Raw genomic sequence first — 21185 nt, forward strand, 5'->3', positions numbered from 1 at the left:
TAATTAATGTACTCCACTATAGTAGATAATATAAACGAGAGCAAGCAAATCTATAATTTAGGAAAACAAATTTTGTATATCGTTGGAAACAGAAATTATAATAAGAAAAATTATGATTATTGCTCCTAATTGTAACAAAATATTTTTAATCTTAGGATTCGGTAATTTACCTGTAATTGCTTCATATAATATAAATACTAAATGTCCGCCGTCAAGCACCGGTATAGGTAGTAAGTTAAGTAACCCTAAATTAACGGAAAGCATTGCTATAAATAACAGATACATTTGGGTTCCACCAGCTATAGATTTGCCTGACTCTTTAGCAATAGCTACCGGCCCTCCTATCTCATCGAATGAACGTTTTCCTACAATCATTTGTGATATTGCGTTTAGAGTTAAAGCAGACATATCTATAGTAGTATTAATAGCTTCCCAAAATCCTCCTAAAATTCCTATTTTAGTATGAATAGGTTCATTTTTAGCTATAATACCGATGCGAAGAGTTTTCTTAAATTGCTTTTCTTCGGGAGGTGATATAATTATTTCTTGAGGCATTATATTAACGATAAATTCCTCACTTTTTCTTTCTATAGTTAAAGTAGAAGAGTTAAAACCGTTAATTAATATCTCTCTCTGCACGTCCCCGAAATCTTTAACAGATCTATCGTTAACCTTAACAATTTTATCTCCTGCTCTTAAGTCTGCTCTCTCTGCCGGTGATGAAGCTACTACATCACCTATTATAGGAGGAATCGCTGTTTTTCCAAAGTAACAATAAAAACCTGCAAATATTATTACGGCAAGTAAATAATTAATTAACGGACCTGCTGCAACTATTAAAAAGCGTTCTAAACAAGATTTAGCATAAAAAGCTACTTTTTCGTTAACGTCTTTAGTCTTATCCATAAGGCTGCGATCATAGCCGTAAATCTTGACATAACCACCAAGCGGTATAAGGCAAATCTTCCACCTAACTCCTTTTTTATCGGTAATGCCTATTAGTGCTTTACCGAAACCTATCGAGAACTCCTCAACTTTTACATTAAAATATCTAGCAATACAATAATGCCCAAATTCATGGATAAATACCAAGATACTAATTGTTATAATAAATCCTATTATAGAGAGCATAAAAATTTTATAAGTTTACTAATAAATTATTTTAAGGTATACCTTGCAAGGGTATAGATATCATTTCGTCATTGTGAGTGGACGTTGCTCCTTGGTTTTCGATGTCATTCCCGCAAAAGCGGGAATCCACAAAAAATGAAGTAATCCAAATGTATTAGTTTTAAAAACTAATAGTATTTATGTTTTTTAATTACTGGATTCCCGCTTTTGCGGGAATGACATCGAAAACCAAGGAGCAACGTCCACTCACAATGACGAAAATTAAATTTTAAATTTCTTTTCTCTATGAGTTCAAATAAAATTAATAAAAAGTCGATTGCACGTATTGCAGCAGTGCAAGCTATTTATCAAAACATATTGCAAAATAACGACGATATGGATGATATCATGCAAAATGTACTTTCTTTTTATCAAAATAATAATTCTATAACAGATTTACCTGAGAATTTAAAAATATCATTAAGTATAAGTCATTTTAAAATGCTGGTAAAGTCAGTATTTGAAAATATTAATAAACTAGACGAAATTATCGACAATCATTTAACAAATGATAAAGATCCTGCACATATGCCGATCTTACTCCGAGCTTTATTGCGTGTTAGTATATGTGAGCTATTATTTTGCCCTACTACGCCTGCTAAAGTAGTAATCAACGAATATACGGACATAGCAAATGATATGTTAAATGAGCATGAAATTGGTTTTGTTAATTCTGTATTAGATAAAATAGCAAAAGAGCATACTCGTTTAATTTGAAAAATTGGCTACAAGTACTGTGGTACTCAAGTATTATTAACGGCTTTCGTTCCTTGTCTTGTGGATTTCCTTGCTCTTTTCCAGATTAAACTTCGTCTACTTATTCTTCATTTATTTATAAGTATAAAAGATTTTATGACAAATAATTTAAGCGGTTATAGAAATAAATTCATTAGAGTTAAGACTTCTAAAAAACGCACCGTCTCTTCTAGTAATTGGCTTAGACGCCAATTAAACGATCCGTATGTTGCAAAAGCACGTATAGACGGCTTTAGGTCGAGAGCTGCATATAAACTACTTGAAATTCATGAAAAATTTAAACTTTTTACTCCTAACATGAAAATTGTTGATCTAGGAGCAGCTCCTGGGGGATGGAGTCAAGTAGCTTCCAAGCTTATTAAAGCTTCGGATAATAACCTAAATAATAAAATAATCTCTATCGATGTGTTAGAAATCGAACCTGTTGCTGGAGTTGAATTTTTTCAAAAGGACTTTTTTGAAGCAGATACGGAAGAATTAATTATTCAGGCTTTAGACGGTAGTAGAGCTGATATAGTAATGAGTGATATGGCATCAAATACCATAGGTCATAAAGCTACAGACCATATAAGAACCTTACTTTTATGTGAGCAAGCTTTTGAATTTGCTTTAAAAGTACTAAAACCCTCCGGTCATTTTATTGCTAAAATTTTTCGTGGCGGTGCAGAAAATGAATTATTAAATAAAGTAAAGCGTGAATTTAAAACAGTGAAACATTTTAAACCTTCATCCAGCCGCAGTGAATCTACAGAAATCTATTTAGTGGCTCTAAATAAGAAATAATGAATATAAAAGGCGAAAGGTGATTTCTGCCTATAAATTTATTATATATGTTATTTTTTTATTTAGCATATTAGAGGATATAGATGATAATTACTTATATCTCCTGTTGTTTTGACTTCCTGAGCATATTCTTGACTGCAGCTTTGAAAATTATTATACATCCAAACTAAATTAGCTCCGGTTTCAGTTTCAACTATTTGATTATATAAATTATTTTTTAAATTTAGAGTATTTTTAGCATATTTTTGTGTTGCTGCTTCCCAATCATCTACGGTTAAAGTAATATTCTGTTTCAAATCAGAAAAATTAACAAGTCCATGTTTACTGATTCCGGCTATGATTTCTTCAAAGCCTTCGACTATTCCATTAATTCCTAGATATTTTGTAACTTTTTGTTTGGCAAAATTATATAAATATGATGCCCATTCTTCTGATTGTGATAGTTCTGTTTTTTTACCAGGAAGTACCATCGTTGTTTTTCCCAAATGCTTATTAGTAATATTAATAAGATTATGTTTTGCATTATATATCTTAGAATGGGTAGCTAGCTCTTTTATTGGAGTTGTTACTTTTCCGGTAAATAAATTTTTTTCTATGCCTCTTTCAATTATCGGTTTTGAACCAGGACTATCGAAAGTTGTAGATTTATTAAAATGTAGGTTGCGAGAATGTATTTCTACTAAGGTTAAATCTGCAATTATTGCTCCAAGTGAATGACCGCTAGTATTAAAACTATATTCTGTGGCTTTACTTAAGCCGCCTAATTTGTTAATTATTGCACTAACAAAATCCTGAAGTGGAGTTAGTTTAGTAGGTAAATAGTGCAGAGCGATAAGTAAGTCGTCTAATAAATCATATATATTAAATTTTGTGCCGGCACTAGCAATATGAACTTCTTTAGTTTCTTTATTTATAAATGCGACGGCTTTATAAGCATATTTAGCAGTGCTGATATTATCACATGAAGCAGTCAGTATTTCCCATCCGGTATCTGTTAATTGTTCATTGACCTTTGATGCTTTTAGCTTATAAATATTTAAATCATCTGTTTTATATGCGAGGTCTAACCCTATATAAGCAAGCTTTTTAGTGCTAATATGTTTAGAATTTTTGTACGTAGACATATCTACCTCTTTTTGATCAATTTTACCATAAAATATGGTTTTTTCTAAAAAATGTCAAGTCAAATATTAATACTTATTAATCTATTATTAAATAAAGATTGACATTTGATTACTTTGGTTATATAGTGCATTTGCATTAATATTTAACAACCATGAAATATGGTGATTCAAACAAGGAGATAGACTATGTTTACATTATTACCACATAATTTATTCGGAAGTAATAAACCGATTACTTACTTATCTTTAATAGAAAAAGCAAAAGCAGAGTATAGTTTTTATATAAAATTAGCATCAGGAAGCTTTTTGGCAGGAATGAGTAGTTTTTTTTCATCTAGTAGTTGGTTAAGCAAAATACCTTTAATAATAGGGGCTGTTTTTGGTACTAGTTATGGGGCAAAAGGCATTATGGATAGTAATGAACAAATAAAGCTTTTTACTAAAGCTCATGAAGCAACTAAAGTTGAAGAGTATTTGGCTACTTCGGGGTTAGGAAGTTTTGTATACGGTACTGCTATAGATAAAAACGGTATAGATAAATTTACCGGTAAATATATTGAAGGAATAAACGGTAAGATAATATCTAATGCAATAACTCGTGTACCAACCTTAAGTTTAACGGAAGACGGCGTTGGTTACAAACATAATGGTGGCTATGAAATAGTAGAATCAACAGATCGTGCGTTATATCAGGAAATACCTGGCGTGAAAGGACAATATACAAATAAATTAGTTCTAGATACTAGTATTCTTTCTTTACATGCTTGTATTATTCAGCAGCTAATACAAAATGGTTATTCAAGTGAAGATGTTGAAAAAGCTTTAAGTTTAGGAACTGTTGCAAAGAGAGAAAGTTACAAAAATAAGCAATTAGCAGAATACAAGCCAAATTTGACAAGTACGTTATGGCATGGTACAGAAAAAGCTATGCAAAATAAAGAAGTAGAACTTTCAAAAGAAATACAGAAATATGCTGAAATAAATGAAGCTTATGAAGTATTATTTAATGATCATACTTCCAGTACTAGTGAAGAACAAGAAGGGCAGTTTTATAGCCTTGATTATAATAATCTTAATGATGATCAAACTCAAATCTTAGGAGATGAGGGAGATGAAGGATATATATCTGATATTGCCTAGTAACTAAATACAAAACTTTCTAGAGAGTAAGGTTATAGATCTATAACCTTACTCTTTTTTATTTAATAACCTCTTTAGCTCTCCTTTCAAAAGCTATAATCATTTTTTCGGTTGCTTTGGTAAAATAAGTGCCGATTAATTTATCCAGTATTACGGATTTCATTTTAAAATCAATAAAGAATTTTAATTCAGTTCCTGCCGTGTATGGAATAAATTGCCAAGTACTTTTTAAATATTCAAAAGGTCCTGAAATAGCTACCGTATTAATCAAATATATTCCATCATCTGTTATTTCGTTTGTAACTCGTGAGTTATATTTTTCTGAAAAGCCTTTTAACTGAATTACTAATTCAGCAATAACCTCTTGATTATTTTCTGAAATAATTCTAGAAGCAGAACACCAAGGCAAGAATTTAGGATAAGATTTTACATCCCAGACCAAATCAAACAATTCTTGCGGTTTATAGGGTAAAATTTTAGTGTGTTGAAGGCAAGGCATTAGAAATCTGTGACTTTACCTTTATACTGCCAGTCCCCGTATCTTGTCGGTTCTAGACCTTTAACACCGCCAATTTCTTTTTCTTTTGGTAAATTTTCTTCTTCTGATATATTAATAGACATCTTTACAAACTTCGCTTCTAGAGGTAATTTAGACGTCGATCCGGTACTCGCATCCTCACGTATGTCCATATACGCTGTGGTGCTGCGTTCCGTGTCTCCTGTAAATTCCTCTCTATAAGCTGGTTTGGAAAGATGTCTATTATCTTTTTTATCGTTCATAGTACTAAATATATGAAATATAACCGTATTTATATTAATAGTCGTTTAGCTGAAAATAGCAAGATAGAATTAGCAAGTGATCATGTTCATTACGTTAAAACGGTGCTACGTCTTAAAGTAAATGATGGCTTGCGTCTCTTTAACGGTACGGATGGAGAATTTCTAGCACAAATTAACGATATAGGTAAAAATAACCTATCGGTTAGACTTAAAGAACAGTTAAAAAAGCCTTATACAGAATCTACGTTAACTCTTGCTGTTGCTATAATAAAGCAAGATAAATTAATGCTTGCAATAAATATGGCTACGCAACTCGGTATAACTAAAATTATTCCGTTAATTACTAGGCGGTGTCAATTTAGATCGGTAAATATTGAACGTTTAACGAAATGTGTTATTGAGGCAACAGAGCAATCAGAACGTCTTACTCCCCCGATAATTGAAAAAGCTATCACAATACAAGATTATCTAAAAAAGAATAATAATTTGATGTTATATGCTAATGAACATGAAAAAGAAGACAATTCTATATTACGCATTTCATCATCACTTAGTAATAGTGATATAACTATTATTGTAGGACCGGAGGGAGGCTTTACTAATGATGAGCTGGAACTTCTTGCCTCATATAAGAATACAAAATCTATAAGTTTAGGAAGGAATATATTACGTGCTGAAACAGCAGCAATAACTGCTATAGTACAAGTGAGGTTGTTAGGTCGTCATTGCGAGGAAATTGCATAGCAATGGACGAAATCTCAGGAGTTTGTTATGATTTCATGAGATTGCCACGCAGCCTACGGCTGCTCGTAATGACGAAAAGGTAGAGTTACTTCACCTTTTCTATTCCGGGTTTACAAAATAGCTTACCTAAACAAAGGAAAGAATATACACCACAAAAGCCTATAATTATATAAAGTATTGTAACAATAATTGGAAATGAGCCAAATAAAAGTGTGACAAAATTAAAATTGAATAAGCCGACTAAGCCCCAATTTATAGCACCTATAGAAGATAATAAATGTATAGTAGTAATAAGCGGATTATTAGAAGTATTTATTAACATATTTAAGCTCCTTTTAGTTAAACGTAAAAGACCTTGTTGCGTGGCTCATACCTCTGTCATCCCACAACTTGATAGCGGGGTCCAGTTAAAATACTAAAATTACTAGTATTATGGGTTACATTTTTGGATCCCGTGGCAAGGCCTCGGGATGACACTGTGTGCGTTTTCCGAGTCATGCAACAAAACTAACGTAAAATAATCATTTCTCATTTTGAGCTATATGTCTACTAAATTTTATAATTCTATAATTTATTAATCCTTCTTAAAAGTTTGATATATTACAGGTATAACAAAAATTGTAAATATAGTACCGATGCTTAATCCTCCAACTATTACAAAGCCTATAGAATTACGAGCAGCAGCACCGGCCCCGTCTGCAAAAACTAGAGGTAAAGCTCCGACTACGGCAGCAAGAGTAGTCATAAGAATTGGACGCAAGCGAAGTTTTGAGGATTCTATTATAGCTTCTTGAACCTTTACTCCTTTTTCTCTTAGCTGATTAGCAAATTCTACTATCATAATAGAATTCTTAGTAATTAATCCAATTAAAGTAATAAGTCCGATATTACTATACATATTAAGGCTATTACCGGCAAGCCAGAGAGCAAGTACACCGCCGGTTATTGAGAAAGGTACGGCGAGTAATATTAATAAAGGGTCAGTAAAGCTTTCAAATTGAGCTGCAAGCACTAAATAGATAAATATAAGAGCGAACACAAATGTTATAAGCATATTACTGTCTGCCTCTCTCATTTGTTTAATTTCTCCGATATATTCAATTATAGTATTACTAGGATCAAGTAACTTAGCGGCTATTTTATTGATTTCATTAATTGCATCATCAATTTTTCCGTCAGGAGCAAGATCGGAAGAAATAGTAACGGATTTTGAATTATTATAATGACTATATGATTTTACTGATATTTTTTCCGTAATATTGGCTATCGATTCAAGCGGTAACATATTATTATTTTTTGCTCTGATTAAAATTTTACTAAAATCGCTAATATCTTTTCGATCTTTTTGATTAAATTGTAATATAACGTCATATAAATCATTACTCATTCTAAAATCCCCGATTTGTTGACCTGCAAGTAAATATTGTACCGTTTTGCCTATATTTGCCAAATCCATTCCGTATAAATAAGCCTTATCACGGTTGACTTCTATACTTATAGTCGGCATTGCCGATTGTAAATTTCTATTGACGTTTAAGAAAATAGGATTTGTTTTCATTATATCAATAAATTGTTGTGATATTTTATCTAGATCATCATATTCAAGGTTCGTTTGAATAGTAAACTCGATAGGGCTACTTGCATTCCCGCTAACCATTGAACGTGGATCCATAGCGCAAATCGACATGCCCGGTATTTCAGAAAACTGCTTATTTAACATATTCTTAATAGTTTCTTGGGAACGAGAACGCTCACCCCAATTTTTTAGAGGAATGAATCCAAAAACATTATCGCTACCGCCTGCACCTATTACCATCAGATAACCTAAGATATCTTTATAATTAGCAAGGATTTTTTCGGCTTCTTTCACTACTTTAGTAGAAGATGCTAAACTAGAACCTTCAGGACCTTTAAGAGAAACTTGTAAAAATCCATCATCTTCTTGGGGTACGAAAATTTTTTGAGTAAATTTAAAACTAATAATCAGCACTATAAATGATGATGCAATAATGATGACAAATTTCTTTTTATTGTCAAAAGTTAGCTTTAGATAGTAAATATATTTATTTTGAATAAATTGTAGAATGTCGTTAAACTTTACTAAGAATTGCGGTAAGTCCGTGTTATGTTTTGTAACCATACGACTTGACATCATAGGAGTTAAAGTTAAAGCAACAAATCCTGAGAACAAAACACAAAATGCTAAAGTCCAAGCAAATTCAATAAATAATTTCCCGATAAAACCCTCTATAAAACCCACGGGTAAAAATACGGCAGCAAGCGTAATAGTCATAGCAATGATTGCAAAGCCGATTTCTTTAGAAGCAAGCATAGCCGCTTCCATGGGTTTATGCCCCATTTCATTATATCTAAAAATGTTTTCAAGCATAACTATCGCATCATCGACCACTAAACCTATAGCAAGTATCATAGCAAGGAGCGTAAATATATTAATAGAAAATCCAAAAGCATACATTACGCTAAAAGTACCGATCAACGATACCGGAATCGTCACAAACGGAATTAAGCTAATTTTAGCAGAAGCAAGAAATAAATAAGTGACTAAAATTACTAATATTAAAGCTTCAAAAATTGTTTGAAATACTGCATAAATTGATGCTTTTACAGGCGTTGCTCCATCATATGCGATACCCATGCTTATTCCTTTGGGCATGGATTCTTTAATTCTTTCTAGTGCTTTCGTTACTTCATGTGATAAATCTATGACGTTAGCTTTTGATTCTTTTATAAGACCAAGGGCAATAGAGCTTTTGCCGTTATATCTAAAAATTATGTCCTCATCGGGAGAAGTTAAAGATATTGTTGCTATATCTCGTAATTTTATGATACCTCCGTTTTGTACTTTTAGAATAATATTACCGAATTCTTCCGGTGTAGATAAAGAACCTTCAAGAGTTACTATAAAATTATTACTTTTTGTTTTAATCGTACCTGCGGGATAATCTTTATTTTGCGCTTTTATTGCGGATTCAAGCTCCAATAAAGAAATTTTATGTTGATATAATTTTTTAGAATCGGGTTCGATTCTCATTATATATTCCCGACCGCCGTAAATTTGTGACTGTCCTACGCTTTCAAGTTTATCTAACGGTGTTTGTAGATTATCTTCGACGATCTTTGTTAATTCTAAATCGCTATATTGATCACTTTCAACGCTTATGAAGAGGCTTGGGAAACTATCGGCATCAAGTTTTGCAACTGACGGGGCTTTCATATCTTGCGGGAACATATAAGTGATATCCGATATTTTGGCGCGGACATCGTTTAGTGCTACTTCAATATCGGTAGATAATAGAAACGATAAAGTAATACTACTTTCGCCGGTAGAACTTTGAGAAGTTATATAATCTAAATTTTCAACCGTCTTTAAAGCTTTTTCTATACGTGTCGTTATTTCTTGCTCCATATATAAGGCATCGGCACCTGCATAATGAGCTTTGACATTTATAATGGGAACTGAAATATCCGGAGTGCCTCTAATTTGTAGTTTGGTAAAAAAAATTGCTCCAAGAGCTACGATAACCAAATTCAAAACTGTAGCAAAGACAGGGCGTTTAATACAAATTTCAGACAATAACATTGGATTTAATATATTTTTCTTTAAAAATTTTATTCTAAATTAATGTGAATAGCGAATTATTACATAATCTGCTATTCGGTTAGAAATATTCTATATAAAAGGTGAAAGACGGTTTCCACTTTTTATGTAAATTAAGTATATATTGTTTTTTATTAAAAAACTTATAATTTTTTATAGAGTAGAAAATTAGTTTTTGTAATTTACTACTGACAATAAATTAGGGTTTTAATGATAAATTTTCACTTTAATTACTTGATTAAGATAGTTTTAACAGTATAACTGATGTAAAATGGCTACATTTTTCTATAAATTAATATAATAACGTATATATTTTAAACTTTGTAAATAACTGGCATTTGCAGTATGTGGGTAGTTTGTTATAATTAACTCACATAAAAAATATATTGATGTATATTATTGCCAGTTGTATATATTGTTTTATAAAAAAACATCAATACATATTAACCTATCAAAGGAGAGTTGATTTTATTATGAGTACACATAACAAAAAAGAACCAAAAAAAATGAATAAAACCGAATTTATAGCATTTATGACCGACCATGGTCATACTTCATATAAAACATTAACAAAAGCTGAGGCCGAGAAAGCACTTAATTTAGTTCTTGATAGTGTGATTAGTGCTATAAAGAGCCACCATAATATTAATATAACAGGTTTTGGTTCATTTGAAATACATCATAGAAAAGCACGTGAGGGTCGTAACCCAAAAACCGGAGCAAAAATGAAAATAGATGCTTACAATCAACCTACTTTTAGAGCCGGAAGAAAAATGAAAGAAGCTTGTAATTAAAAGAAGTAACGTATTTACAGTACTAATAATTTCCGAACCCCGTTGCAAGCTTGCGGGGTGACACTAGAAAAACCGGCTCATGCAACAATGCTCTGCAAAAGCCGGAATGATATAGCATACTTCTTAAGTACAATTCATAACGATATTACAACCATTGATAATTGAACGCCTAGAGTTTAACTTAAAACATAATAAGCTATACAATAGTTGGCTTATTGAAGCCGAAAATATAGAGCAAGCTTTAAAAGATTTAGAAGAGTTTATATATATTAAGCTTTTTAAGAATAGCATTCCTCTTGAAAACAATCCTGATTATCATTTCATCGCTAGGGAAACTTCAGCTACATCTAATGCTAAAAATATTTCTATTGAACAAATAAGAAAATTACAAGACTTCTTAAGTAAAACTTCTGCAATTTCAGGTTATAAAGTTGCAATAATTTATTCGGCGGATCTTATGAATTTGAATGCAGCGAATTCATGCTTAAAAATTCTTGAAGATGCACCAAAGAATAGTTACATTTTTTTAATTACTTCAAGAGCTGCAAGTATTATTTCTACAATTAGATCAAGATGTTTTAAAATTAATGTTAGATCATCTATCAATCATACTAAAAACGAATTATATTCCGAGTTTATTCAGTCGATAGCAGATAACAAAACGTTAGATTTTATTAATCGCTTTACTACTAAAGACCGAGAATTATGGCTAGATTTTATTGATAATTTATTATTATTAATGAATAGAATCCTTAAAAAATCTGCCCACGTTAATATTGAACTTCTAGATTTGGAAAATAAGATTTTTAATAAACTATCAAATAGACACCCTTCATATTTACTGCAAAAATTTACCGACATAAAAAAGTTAATATATAATACCATTGATTATGATTTGGACTTAAAAACAAGTTATATATTAGTGGTGAATGCGTTTTCTAGTAATTAACACGATATCACTACGTTCCTTTCTATGTTATCCATAAAACAACAAAATATATTGAGAGAAATATACTCCTTTTTTTTTAAATAGTTAATAGATATTCAAGATAGCAAGCGGTTTCCCTCTAGAATATAAATTTAACTTATGTTTTATTTTGACTATTGTTCATTTATTCGTAGTATATTAGGTTTGAGGAACTTTATAAATTAAATTATTTGCATGTTTAAAACTTTAACACAAAATTTAACGAAGATTTTTGATAAGCTAGTTAGCTCAGGTATTTTGACGGAAGCCCAAATAGATGCTGCTATGCGGGATATAAGAGTGGCTCTTTTAGAGTCAGATGTTGCATTACCGGTGATAAAAGATTTTATAGCGGAAGTTAAACAGAAAGCTTTAGGGCAGGAGGTTATTAAGTCTGTTTCACCTGGACAGATGATAATTAAAATTCTCCATGAAGAGATGATAAATCTCTTAGCTTCAAGTGAAAGTGAGACAAAGCTAAATTTAAATTCAAAGCCGCCCGTAAATTTCCTAATGGTAGGGCTGCAAGGGAGCGGTAAAACTACGGCGAGTAGTAAGCTTGCTTTACGGCTTAGAAATCAAAATAAGAAAGTTTTACTTGTTTCTTTGGATACTTACAGACCGGCCGCACAAGAGCAACTCGCTATACTTGCAAACTCAGTACAGATTAATTCATTACCTATTGTGCAAGGTGAGGAACCCCTCGATATTGTCAAAAGAGCTATTGCCGAGGCTAAAATTTCTGCTTATGATGTCGTAATTTATGATACGGCAGGTCGTACACACATTGATAAAGCGATGATGGAGGAAGCGCTTGCAATAAAAAAGATAGTGGAGCCTACAGAAACTTTGTTAGTAATCGACAGTATGACAGGGCAGGATGCAGTAGTTACGGCAAGTAGTTTTAATGAAAAATTAGAAATTTCAGGATTAATTTTATCTAGAATTGACGGTGATTCCAAGGGTGGTGCAGCACTCAGTGTAAAATATATTACTAAAAAGCCGATTAAATTTTTAAGTAGCGGTGAAAACCTAACTGATTTAGAAGAATTCGATGCTAAACGTTTAGCTTCTCGAATACTGGATATGGGTGATATTATCTCTTTTGTTGAAAAAGCAGCTAGTATCGTTGATAGAGAAGAAGCCGAAAAAACGGCAGCTAAATTAAAAAAGGGTAAGTTTGATTTAAATGATTATCTTCAGCAAATGAGAAGTATAAAAAAAATGGGAGGTTTTGGAAGTATACTTAGTATGTTACCGGGTAGTGGTAAAATTATGGATCAAATAGATCAATCAAAATTAAATAGTAAAATAATTGAACATCAAGAAGCAATTATTTTATCTATGACGCCAAAAGAACGTAAAAATCCCGATATAATTAATGCTTCTCGTAGGAAACGTATAGCTGCTGGAGCAGGAACTACGGTACAAAAGGTAAATATTTTGCTAAAGCAATATAAACAAATAAGCGAGATGATGAAAAAAACCAGTAAAATGAATCCTAAAAATCTATTACGTAGCGGAATTGGAAAATTGTTTTCTTGAATTTATATTATATCTACATTATGTCATGCCTGCGAAGGCAGAAATCCAGTCAAGCATATAAAAACAAGTTTTTATATGGTTATTTTATCAAGTATGTAACTTCTGTAGCAATATTGAAGTTATCTAGGTTCCCGCCTACGCGGGAATGACATCGAGTAGGTTTGCCGATCCATGCAACAATGCCGACTTGATCGCGGGATCTAGTTAAAAATACTAAAATTATATGGACCCTGTGGTCAAGCCACGGGGTGACCTTTTCCTTAAGTTGACACCCATGTGTCTTCGCAGGAATGACATCGACGGTTTTTTTTTTAACTATCCGGTAGTATAATAAGTAACACAATATTGACCTAGTATTAAATTTAATTAATTTTTAATTTCAAAGCAATGTATAAATATTGATCAAGTAATTAGCACTATCTTTTAAATCACTACCACTACCATGCCCACTATCTACGCTTTCTAGAAAGTAAGTTTTAGTATTTGGGTTTTTCTCAAGCACATACTCAAAAATTCTTCCATGCCATGGGTGTACACGCTGCTCTAATACTGAATCTGTAATTAACACAGCTGGGTATTTTTGCGTTAAGGATAAATTCTCTAGCGGTGCATATTTTTTGATATGTACTAAATCTTCTACTTTTGCTGGATCACCATATTCTGTAACCCATGAATGTCCTGCTCCGAATTCTTTATATCGTATCAAGTATCGGCACTTCACATGCTATAGCTCCAAATAAATTAGGACGCTGCATCATTGCAACACTTACTAGCAATCCGCCGTTACTTCCTCCTTTAATTCCTAAATACTCAGGGCTAGTAATATTTTGATGCTTTATTAAATCCTCGCAATAAAATCATTCAAGCCGGTTTTTATTCCTTGAGCCGCCTTATGCCACTCAGGACCCAACTCTCCGCCACCTTTAATATTAGCAAGAACACTAACCCCGCCATGTTTAACCCATACTTCATTTTCCATGCGAGAGAAATATGGAGAGTTGATTACTTGAAAACCGCCGTATGCTTCAAGTAATGTTTGATTCTTACCATCAAATTTTGTACCTTTTTTATAGACAATAAAATATGGTATTTTAACTCCATCCGAGCTTGTAGCTTCCTTTTGATCTACAACATAATTTTTGATATCAAACGGATATAAAGGCTTTCTAATAACTTTTAATTCATGAGTTTTATCCCATAAATAGATAGTTGGAGGAACTATAGAATTTTCTATAGTAATTAATGCATCTTCTTCCTCATCATCAGACAACATACCAAAAATTGTATTTTCATAACGCAGTTTTAAAGTTACCGGTTTTGTCCATTAATTATTTTCTAATGTAAATGTTACTACTTTTGAAATAACATTCTCATAGCTAGTTAAAAATACCGTATCTTTAGTCATTCCTACAAAATACAATACTTCCCTCTCTGTTGGGGTAAATAATATTTTTAAGCTAGCTTTATCGCTATCTTCTTTTAGAAGATCAGCGTAGTGTATGGCAACAAGTGAACCTGCTTTATAGTACTATCTTTAAATTGCCAATCGGAACGCAGTAGCCAAAATACATATTCTTTAAAAGAACCTTCAGGTGTTGCCTCTGATAGCATATTTATTTTTTGTAATTTTAAGCTCTCATCTTTAGTATCTAAAATATAATTATCGTAATTATAAAAATCCTTGTCTGCAGATATAAATATTTAAAGATGAAGAAATATTATCGGATAAAAGCTTACTGGCTGATACACGTATATAATTCTTTTGTATTTCAAATAGTTTTTTGGCTTTCTCTATAGGTGCTCCTCGCTTCCATATGTAGAGCGAGCTAGGATATAAAGAGTCAGTCACTTCCTCTTGATACAAAACTGGATTAAATATAATAGTATCTTGATCAACCCAAGTAGGGACAGTAAATTTACTTGCTAGTAATTTTCCGCTACTTGTTTTTGGCTCAAAACCATTTTTTACAACATCTTTTTTCTCTAAATCCCATTCTCTAAAAAACATCTCATCCTTACCGCCAAATGACATGGTAATTAAGAAACAATTAGGGTTTTGAAAACAATCACTCCCACCTCGATACATTACTTTTTTACCGAGTTTTTTGGATAATTTATCAAAATCGATTAGAACTTCCCAATTTGGTTTATCTTTCGAGTAATTCTCAACCAATGTCCTACGCTATAACCCTTGCGGGTTTTTATAATCCATCCAAAAATTATACACGTAACCTTTACGTATAGCACCAAAAGGAGTTTTTCTTTGATCATAGCAAACAGATTCTATTTCTTTCTTAACTATCTTATAAGTAGGCATAGATTGGCAAGCCTTTTCTATTTTATCAGTACGCTCTTTTGCCCATTTTAGAGCTTCAGCTTCTTCTAGAAATTTAGTGTCTTTTGGGTTATATATTTGTTCATTATTACTTTCCCATAGCTTGAACACAAAAAGTTAATAAAAAAATTATAAAATAGTGGGTAATTTTTTTTCATAATTTTAATAATATCTATTAAATTAAAAGCTTTATTTAAAGTTTTCTTTGAATTAGAATAGTATTTTATCATACACCTTGAATAAAATCAAAGAAAATGCTAGGTTTTGTGGACATTTCTAAAAAGATTTAATTTTGGTTATTTTTTGCTACAAATTATAAGATTTTTTTGAAATATGAATAACTATTTCTACAAAAATCTTATTAATTTTCGCTAAAAAAGACCTCAAAATAGTAAATCAATTAGCAATGTCCACAAAACCTAAAAGCTAGCACTAGCAAAAATACAAAATATGAGAGTTATGGCTAATGATTTAAGTATTTATATTCATTGGCCTTTTTGTTTGTCAAAATGTCCGTATTGTGATTTTAATTCTCATGTGGCAAGTACTATAGATCATAATCAGTGGCTTAAATCTTATGAAACTGAAATTGAATATTTTAAGGATATTATTCAAAATAAATATATAAAATCTATTTTTTTTGGGGGCGGTACTCCCTCTTTAATGAATCCTGTAATAGTTGAAGGAATAATAAATAAAATCAGTAATCTAGCAATTATTGATAATCAAACTGAGATAACTCTAGAAACTAATCCCACATCCTTTGAAACTGAAAAATTTAAAGCATTCAAAGCCGCCGGAATTAATCGTGTTTCAATAGGAGTGCAATCCTTAAAAGAAGACGATTTAAAAAAATTAGGTAGAACTCATGATTGTGTACAAGCCATTAAAACAATTGAGGCGGCAAATACGATTTTTCTACGAGTGTCATTTGATTTAATATATGCACGTAGCGGTCAGACATTAAAAGACTGGCAAGAAGAATTAAAACAAGCTATGCAGCTCGCTACCTCGCATATTTCTCTTTATCAATTGACTATCGAAAAAGGCACGCCGTTTTATAAATTATTTAAGGAGGGTAATCTGATTTTGCCGCATTCAGATGCGGCAGCTGAAATGTATGAATGGACGAATCATTATCTAGAATCTAAAAAGTATTTTAGATATGAAATATCCAATTATGCTATGATAGGGTATGAATGTTTGCATAATTTAACTTATTGGAATTATAATAGCTATTTAGGTATAGGCCCCGGAGCTCATAGTAGAATCATTGAATCCTCAAGTTCGGTATCGGCAATTATGATGTGGCATAAACCTGCAAAATGGTTAGATTCGGTTACAAAAAATGTTGGTATTCAAACTAATACTAAGTTAACTCATCAAGAGGTTATTGAAGAAATGCTAATGATGGGTTTACGCCTTAGCAAAGGTATAAATATTTCTACATTAGAGCAGAAATTAAACACGAAATTAGAGAATATTTTAGACATGAATAATCTTAAGCATTATCAAGCGTTAGACTTAATTAGACTAGATAAAAATATTTATCTTACCGACAAAGGTTTAATGCTGCATAGCTACATAGTACCTAGATTGATTATATGAAAATTATTCAAGTAATTTTAAAGTTTATAATTATTTTTATTATTTCTTCTATTCATGTTATGGAATGTAAACTTTAGTTTAAGACCGAAAAGATATATGTGAATGGTGTTGAGTATGATCAAAAAGTCGGAAATCCCATTACACCGATAGCAGATGCTATTAAAGCAGATAATATTGATGAAGTAAAAAAATATTAGATGAGGGATATGGAGTAAATCAACCATACTTGGGCTGGACTCCTTGAGATTATGCTATATCGAATAATAATATAAAAATTGCCGATTTTTTATTAAAGTGTGGTGCATCCATGAATTTAATCCATATAAATATAGGATTTATGAAGCCGGAAATTGCCGAACTTTTAATTAATCAGGGAATGAGTCCTAATTTAAGATATGAAGACGGTATTACCGGAATGATGCTAGCCGCAGAAAGAAGAAAGAAATAATCTTGATTTAATAAAACTTTTGCTTAAGTTAGGTGTTAATCCTAATGTTCAAAATTCTAAAACTAGAATGATTTTCCTTATTATGCATCATCATATCTTAATGTTGAACCTACTCGTATTTTATTAGAATATGGAGCAGATCAAAAAATTAAAGATTTCAAAGGGAAAAGAGCTTTAGATTGGATAGCGGTGGACCCTAATAGAACCTTACATGCTTCTAACGCAGAATACTATACTGCTTTATTTGTTGCTCCATTTAAAACTAAACTGAAAATTATAAAAGAAAGAAATAGCATAAAGACTCAAAACAAAGAAAAGAAAAAAGAAATAAAAAAGCTTCTCAATTCTCACCGTTAAATTTTTGTAGCGTTTCTATTTATACTTCACAAGTTAGGATAAAAACCTATCTTAATTTTCTGCCTTATGTTCTGTCTCTGTCATTGCAAGAAAATTGCATAGCAATTGACGAAGTAAGGAAGAGACAAAATTCTGATTTACAGAATTTTTTTATTATTTTTTGGAGAGTGCCATGCAGTCTACGACTGCGATGTTGTTGCATGTATCAGACAAACGCATGCAATGTCATGCTGTGGTTTGACTATTATATCTATAAAACAACTTCTGATGCTAATAATTTTAGTATTTTAAGCTGGATACCGCGATCAAGTCGCGGTATGACAACTGAAAAATCGATCCATGCAACAAGATCCTATCTACTGGACAAGTACCACTATTCTATGAATGCTCGCAATGACGTTTTTACGTGATTTACATAAAGCCGTCTGGTATAATGGTTATTATACCCATATCCAAGGTTGAGCAGCATTTGCTAATATACCGTGGTTTTTATATCTTTCACTGAATATATTCTAATAAAATAACGGTCTTTCCCATCCCATTTAGGACTATAGCTATCTCTTTTATGTAAAACCGTTTTATTGCTTAATACAACAATATCACCGGACGTAACATATATATAGTTTTGAATAGATTTTTGATCTACGATTTCTCTCATTTGATTTAAAAACCCTGCTGCTCTTTGTATTTCAGGAATAGCATCCATTTTTATTCTGCTATAATAACCGGTAGCATGTTCTACTAATAAAGGGAGGCTCTTGCTCACTATTTTACATGAAAAAGAATCTGCACTTATTACTGTAAATTCATTACTAAGCCCGATTAAGATATCTTGGTAGCTCAATTGATTTAATATATCTTTAAGGCTAATATATACTATAGGTAGATTCTCATGTCCTTTATGTACAATCCCAAAAATTAAATAGTCAACTATAGGAGATAAGTTATCACTCTTCTTGGTCATTGGACGGTATGCAGCATCTACATGCCAATCTCAATCATTATACGGCGATTGCGAGCTACGTTCATTATGAGAATTACGTCTTGGTGCTACTGTTCTAATAATATTCTTATCTTCCTCTTTATATAATACAGGCACACTACCCATTATCCCTATTACTCCATACATATGACAAATTAATTCTTCTATTCCGCTAATCCGTACCTCACCGTCATAGGGAGGAGTCATTATATTATAATTTTTTTGATCGATATTTTTTATATGTATAATTTCTGCATTATTATTTACGGTATCTTTAATTTCTTTTGTATAATTTACATATTTTGTTTCTAAAAAATTTTTAAAAAATACAGTAGATTTATATGGATTTTTAGTAAAATTGTTTAAAATCTCATCACTATTAATATTAAAATTTTTTAGATCAATTTCCTTTCTCATAATTTATCTAAATCTTTTTTATAACTGAGTTCCAATTTTTAGAAGCATAATAATACCGAAAGGATCTACATATTGTGTATCTACTAAATATAAATCGTTGTTTTCTTTCAACCAGCTAGTTAATCTAACGATTTTATTGTTTAAATTTTCTAATTTTGCTGTACAAGTTTTTTCATCTAAAATTTTCCTCCAAACATCATAGCACGCATTATTCATAGTCAATATTAGTATCTGCAATGATGAGATAATCCCCTTCTTCAAAAATATTATTATGAAAAAAAATACCTATAGTATTAATATGAGCATCTTCTATGCAAAGTATAGGATGTACTATTTCAGATATTTTTTCTTTTGGGAATATTGCCGCTACTTTATTAGAATCATTAAGATAAATATACTTCCTTATCTAAAGTATCTTCGCTGTTATCTATAATCATAGTAATTGTTGCATCGCCGGTAATATTGATAGTAGTACGTAGCATATCAAGTATTCGGTCAATACCAGCAATAATTGCTACTCCCTCTATAGGTAAGTGAACCGAAGAAAGAACCATAGGAAGCATTATCAAAGAGGCACCGGGAATACCGGCACCACCGATAGATCCAAGTGTTGAGGTGAGAATAATTACTAAATAGTCGTGAGGAGCAAGCGTTACTCCCATCATCTGAGCAAAAAATATGGTGGTAAGAGATAAATTTATAGCAAAGCCGTCCATATTAATTGACGCACCTATCGGAAGTACGAACGAAGTACTAGACTCTGAAATGCCAAGCTTTTCACGACAAACTTGCATAGTAGTTGCAAGAGTCGCCTTACTACTTGAAGTAGAAAAAGCAAGTATCTGATACTCAAAACTTTTCTTATAAAAAGGTATAGGTGAAACACGACAGAATACACATATAAGTAAGCCAAAAACTAAATATTGGAATGTCATCGCCACAACTACCGCTACAACAAGTTTCGATAAACTAATCATTACCTCAACTCCCTGCATACCTACAATCCAGCCTGTTAAAGCAAAAGCACCGTAAGGGGATAATTGAATAACAAACGATATCATTTTTAATATTAATTTTGACATTACATGAATTAAATCAGTAATAGGTTCACCGATAGATTTCATTTTGTTTAAGGTAATTCCAACAAAAATAGCAAAAAATACAACTTGTAAGACATCACCGTTTGCAAAAGCCCCAACAGCATTATCAGGGACGATATTTACAAAAAAATCAATTATATTAAATGCAGTTCTGCTTGTTGTTCCTGAAGAGGTGAAATCTATATGTATGCCGACTCCTGGCTTTAATACTAAGGCAACAGTGAGTCCAAAAACCGTGGCAAAAAAAGTAGTACCTAAAAAAGCGGCTACCGCTTTCATTCCTACTCTACCAAGGGCAGAATTATCATTCATACTAGTGATACCGGAAACCAAACTGAAGAAAATTACAGGGGTAATGATCATTTTTATCAAACGTAAGAAAATGTCACCGATAGGTTTAATATAATTAACATATTGTGGTAAGTATATACCAAATATAATACCTAAGATTAACCCTAAGGTAACTTTTTGCCATAATTTCATAATTTACTTACTTAATTTTTAAATTTGCTCAAC

General features: G+C 31.7%; 18 protein-coding genes and 2 pseudogenes. 9 read left to right on the plus strand and 11 right to left on the minus strand.

What is annotated here, in order from left to right; translation table 11 throughout:
* Positions 1-57 precede the first annotated feature (57 nt).
* Positions 58-1131 carry an RIP metalloprotease RseP gene (gene rseP, locus RMA_RS01130; protein WP_041404516.1) on the minus strand — a complete coding sequence of 358 codons (1074 nt, stop codon included), beginning with the start codon at positions 1129-1131 and terminating at the stop codon, positions 58-60.
* Between the two features lie 285 nt (positions 1132-1416).
* Here rseP and nusB point away from each other — a divergent pair, with 285 nt between their 5' ends.
* Together nusB and RMA_RS01140 are read left to right on the plus strand one after the other, a co-directional pair.
* Positions 1417-1887 carry a transcription antitermination factor NusB gene (gene nusB / locus RMA_RS01135; RefSeq protein ID WP_012152483.1) on the plus strand — a complete coding sequence of 157 codons (471 nt, stop codon included), beginning with the start codon at positions 1417-1419 and terminating at the stop codon, positions 1885-1887.
* Positions 1888-2022: 135 nt separating this feature from the next.
* Positions 2023-2709, plus strand: coding sequence for an RlmE family RNA methyltransferase (locus tag RMA_RS01140; RefSeq protein ID WP_041404517.1), 687 nt, complete (start codon positions 2023-2025; stop codon positions 2707-2709).
* 62 nt (positions 2710-2771) lie between these two features.
* On the opposite strand, the gene RMA_RS01145 is transcribed toward RMA_RS01140, so the two are convergent.
* A complete protein-coding gene (locus RMA_RS01145; protein WP_041404518.1) occupies positions 2772-3833 on the minus strand; it encodes a hypothetical protein in 1062 nt (353 codons plus the stop codon).
* Positions 3834-4019: 186 nt separating this feature from the next.
* Between RMA_RS01145 and RMA_RS01150 the strand changes: the two genes are divergently transcribed.
* A complete protein-coding gene (locus tag RMA_RS01150) occupies positions 4020-4973 on the plus strand; it encodes a hypothetical protein (RefSeq protein WP_012152486.1) in 954 nt (317 codons plus the stop codon).
* 58 nt (positions 4974-5031) lie between these two features.
* Here RMA_RS01150 and RMA_RS01155 read toward each other — a convergent pair whose 3' ends face one another.
* Both RMA_RS01155 and RMA_RS01160 read right to left on the minus strand, forming a co-directional pair.
* The gene (locus RMA_RS01155) at positions 5032-5472 is read right to left on the minus strand and encodes a type II toxin-antitoxin system RatA family toxin (RefSeq protein ID WP_012152487.1); all 441 of its coding nucleotides are present in this window, start codon (positions 5470-5472) and stop codon (positions 5032-5034) included.
* A complete protein-coding gene (locus tag RMA_RS01160) occupies positions 5472-5753 on the minus strand; it encodes a DUF1674 domain-containing protein (RefSeq protein ID WP_014408253.1) in 282 nt (93 codons plus the stop codon). Before RMA_RS01160 ends, RMA_RS01155 begins: the two co-directional genes overlap by 1 nt.
* Positions 5754-5765: 12 nt before the next feature.
* Between RMA_RS01160 and RMA_RS01165 the strand changes: the two genes are divergently transcribed.
* Entirely contained in the window at positions 5766-6497 is a 732-nt protein-coding gene (locus RMA_RS01165) for a 16S rRNA (uracil(1498)-N(3))-methyltransferase (protein ID WP_012152489.1), read from the plus strand.
* A gap of 85 nt (positions 6498-6582) precedes the next feature.
* Here the strand turns inward: RMA_RS01165 and RMA_RS01170 are convergent, their stop codons facing one another.
* Both RMA_RS01170 and RMA_RS01175 read right to left on the minus strand, forming a co-directional pair.
* Complete coding sequence (locus tag RMA_RS01170) at positions 6583-6819, minus strand: DUF378 domain-containing protein (protein WP_012152490.1); 237 nt, start codon at positions 6817-6819, stop codon at positions 6583-6585.
* Between the two features lie 252 nt (positions 6820-7071).
* Positions 7072-10098 carry an efflux RND transporter permease subunit gene (locus RMA_RS01175; RefSeq protein WP_041404519.1) on the minus strand — a complete coding sequence of 1009 codons (3027 nt, stop codon included), beginning with the start codon at positions 10096-10098 and terminating at the stop codon, positions 7072-7074.
* A gap of 491 nt (positions 10099-10589) precedes the next feature.
* On the opposite strand from RMA_RS01175, the gene RMA_RS01180 reads away from it, so the two are divergent.
* From RMA_RS01180 to ffh, 3 genes are all read left to right on the plus strand, one after another.
* On the plus strand, positions 10590-10910 hold the full coding sequence (locus tag RMA_RS01180) for an HU family DNA-binding protein (RefSeq protein WP_014365294.1): 321 nt from the start codon (positions 10590-10592) through the stop codon (positions 10908-10910).
* A 154-nt stretch (positions 10911-11064) separates the two neighbouring features.
* Positions 11065-11859, plus strand: a complete 795-nt coding sequence (locus RMA_RS01185) for a DNA polymerase III subunit delta' (protein ID WP_041404520.1) — start codon at positions 11065-11067, stop codon at positions 11857-11859.
* A 213-nt stretch (positions 11860-12072) separates the two neighbouring features.
* Positions 12073-13422 (plus strand): signal recognition particle protein, encoded by a 1350-nt coding sequence (gene ffh / locus RMA_RS01190; RefSeq protein ID WP_041404521.1) that lies wholly within the window; start codon positions 12073-12075, stop codon positions 13420-13422.
* Between the two features lie 379 nt (positions 13423-13801).
* Here ffh and RMA_RS11630 read toward each other — a convergent pair.
* Positions 13802-15857 (minus strand): annotated as a pseudogene (locus RMA_RS11630) (prolyl oligopeptidase family serine peptidase).
* 350 nt (positions 15858-16207) lie between these two features.
* On the opposite strand from RMA_RS11630, the gene hemW reads away from it, so the two are divergent.
* Positions 16208-17365: a radical SAM family heme chaperone HemW gene (gene hemW / locus RMA_RS01200; protein WP_041404522.1), complete on the plus strand. Its 1158-nt coding sequence runs from the start codon at positions 16208-16210 to the stop codon at positions 17363-17365.
* A 253-nt stretch (positions 17366-17618) separates the two neighbouring features.
* Positions 17619-17940, plus strand: a pseudogene (locus tag RMA_RS01205) (ankyrin repeat domain-containing protein).
* A gap of 702 nt (positions 17941-18642) precedes the next feature.
* Here the strand turns inward: RMA_RS01205 and RMA_RS10510 are convergent.
* From RMA_RS10510 to RMA_RS01235, 4 genes are all read right to left on the minus strand, one after another.
* A complete protein-coding gene (locus RMA_RS10510) occupies positions 18643-19134 on the minus strand; it encodes a hypothetical protein (RefSeq protein WP_238375508.1) in 492 nt (163 codons plus the stop codon).
* A 30-nt stretch (positions 19135-19164) separates the two neighbouring features.
* Positions 19165-19359: a hypothetical protein gene (locus RMA_RS11875; RefSeq protein WP_041404524.1), complete on the minus strand. Its 195-nt coding sequence runs from the start codon at positions 19357-19359 to the stop codon at positions 19165-19167.
* Positions 19360-19587: 228 nt separating this feature from the next.
* Positions 19588-19785 carry a hypothetical protein gene (locus RMA_RS10520; protein ID WP_187145918.1) on the minus strand — a complete coding sequence of 66 codons (198 nt, stop codon included), beginning with the start codon at positions 19783-19785 and terminating at the stop codon, positions 19588-19590.
* 167 nt (positions 19786-19952) lie between these two features.
* Positions 19953-21152, minus strand: coding sequence for a dicarboxylate/amino acid:cation symporter (locus tag RMA_RS01235; protein WP_041404525.1), 1200 nt, complete (start codon positions 21150-21152; stop codon positions 19953-19955).
* Positions 21153-21185: the final 33 nt, after the last annotated feature.

The organism is Rickettsia massiliae MTU5, from assembly GCF_000016625.1.
In the GTDB taxonomy this organism is placed as follows: domain Bacteria; phylum Pseudomonadota; class Alphaproteobacteria; order Rickettsiales; family Rickettsiaceae; genus Rickettsia; species Rickettsia rickettsii.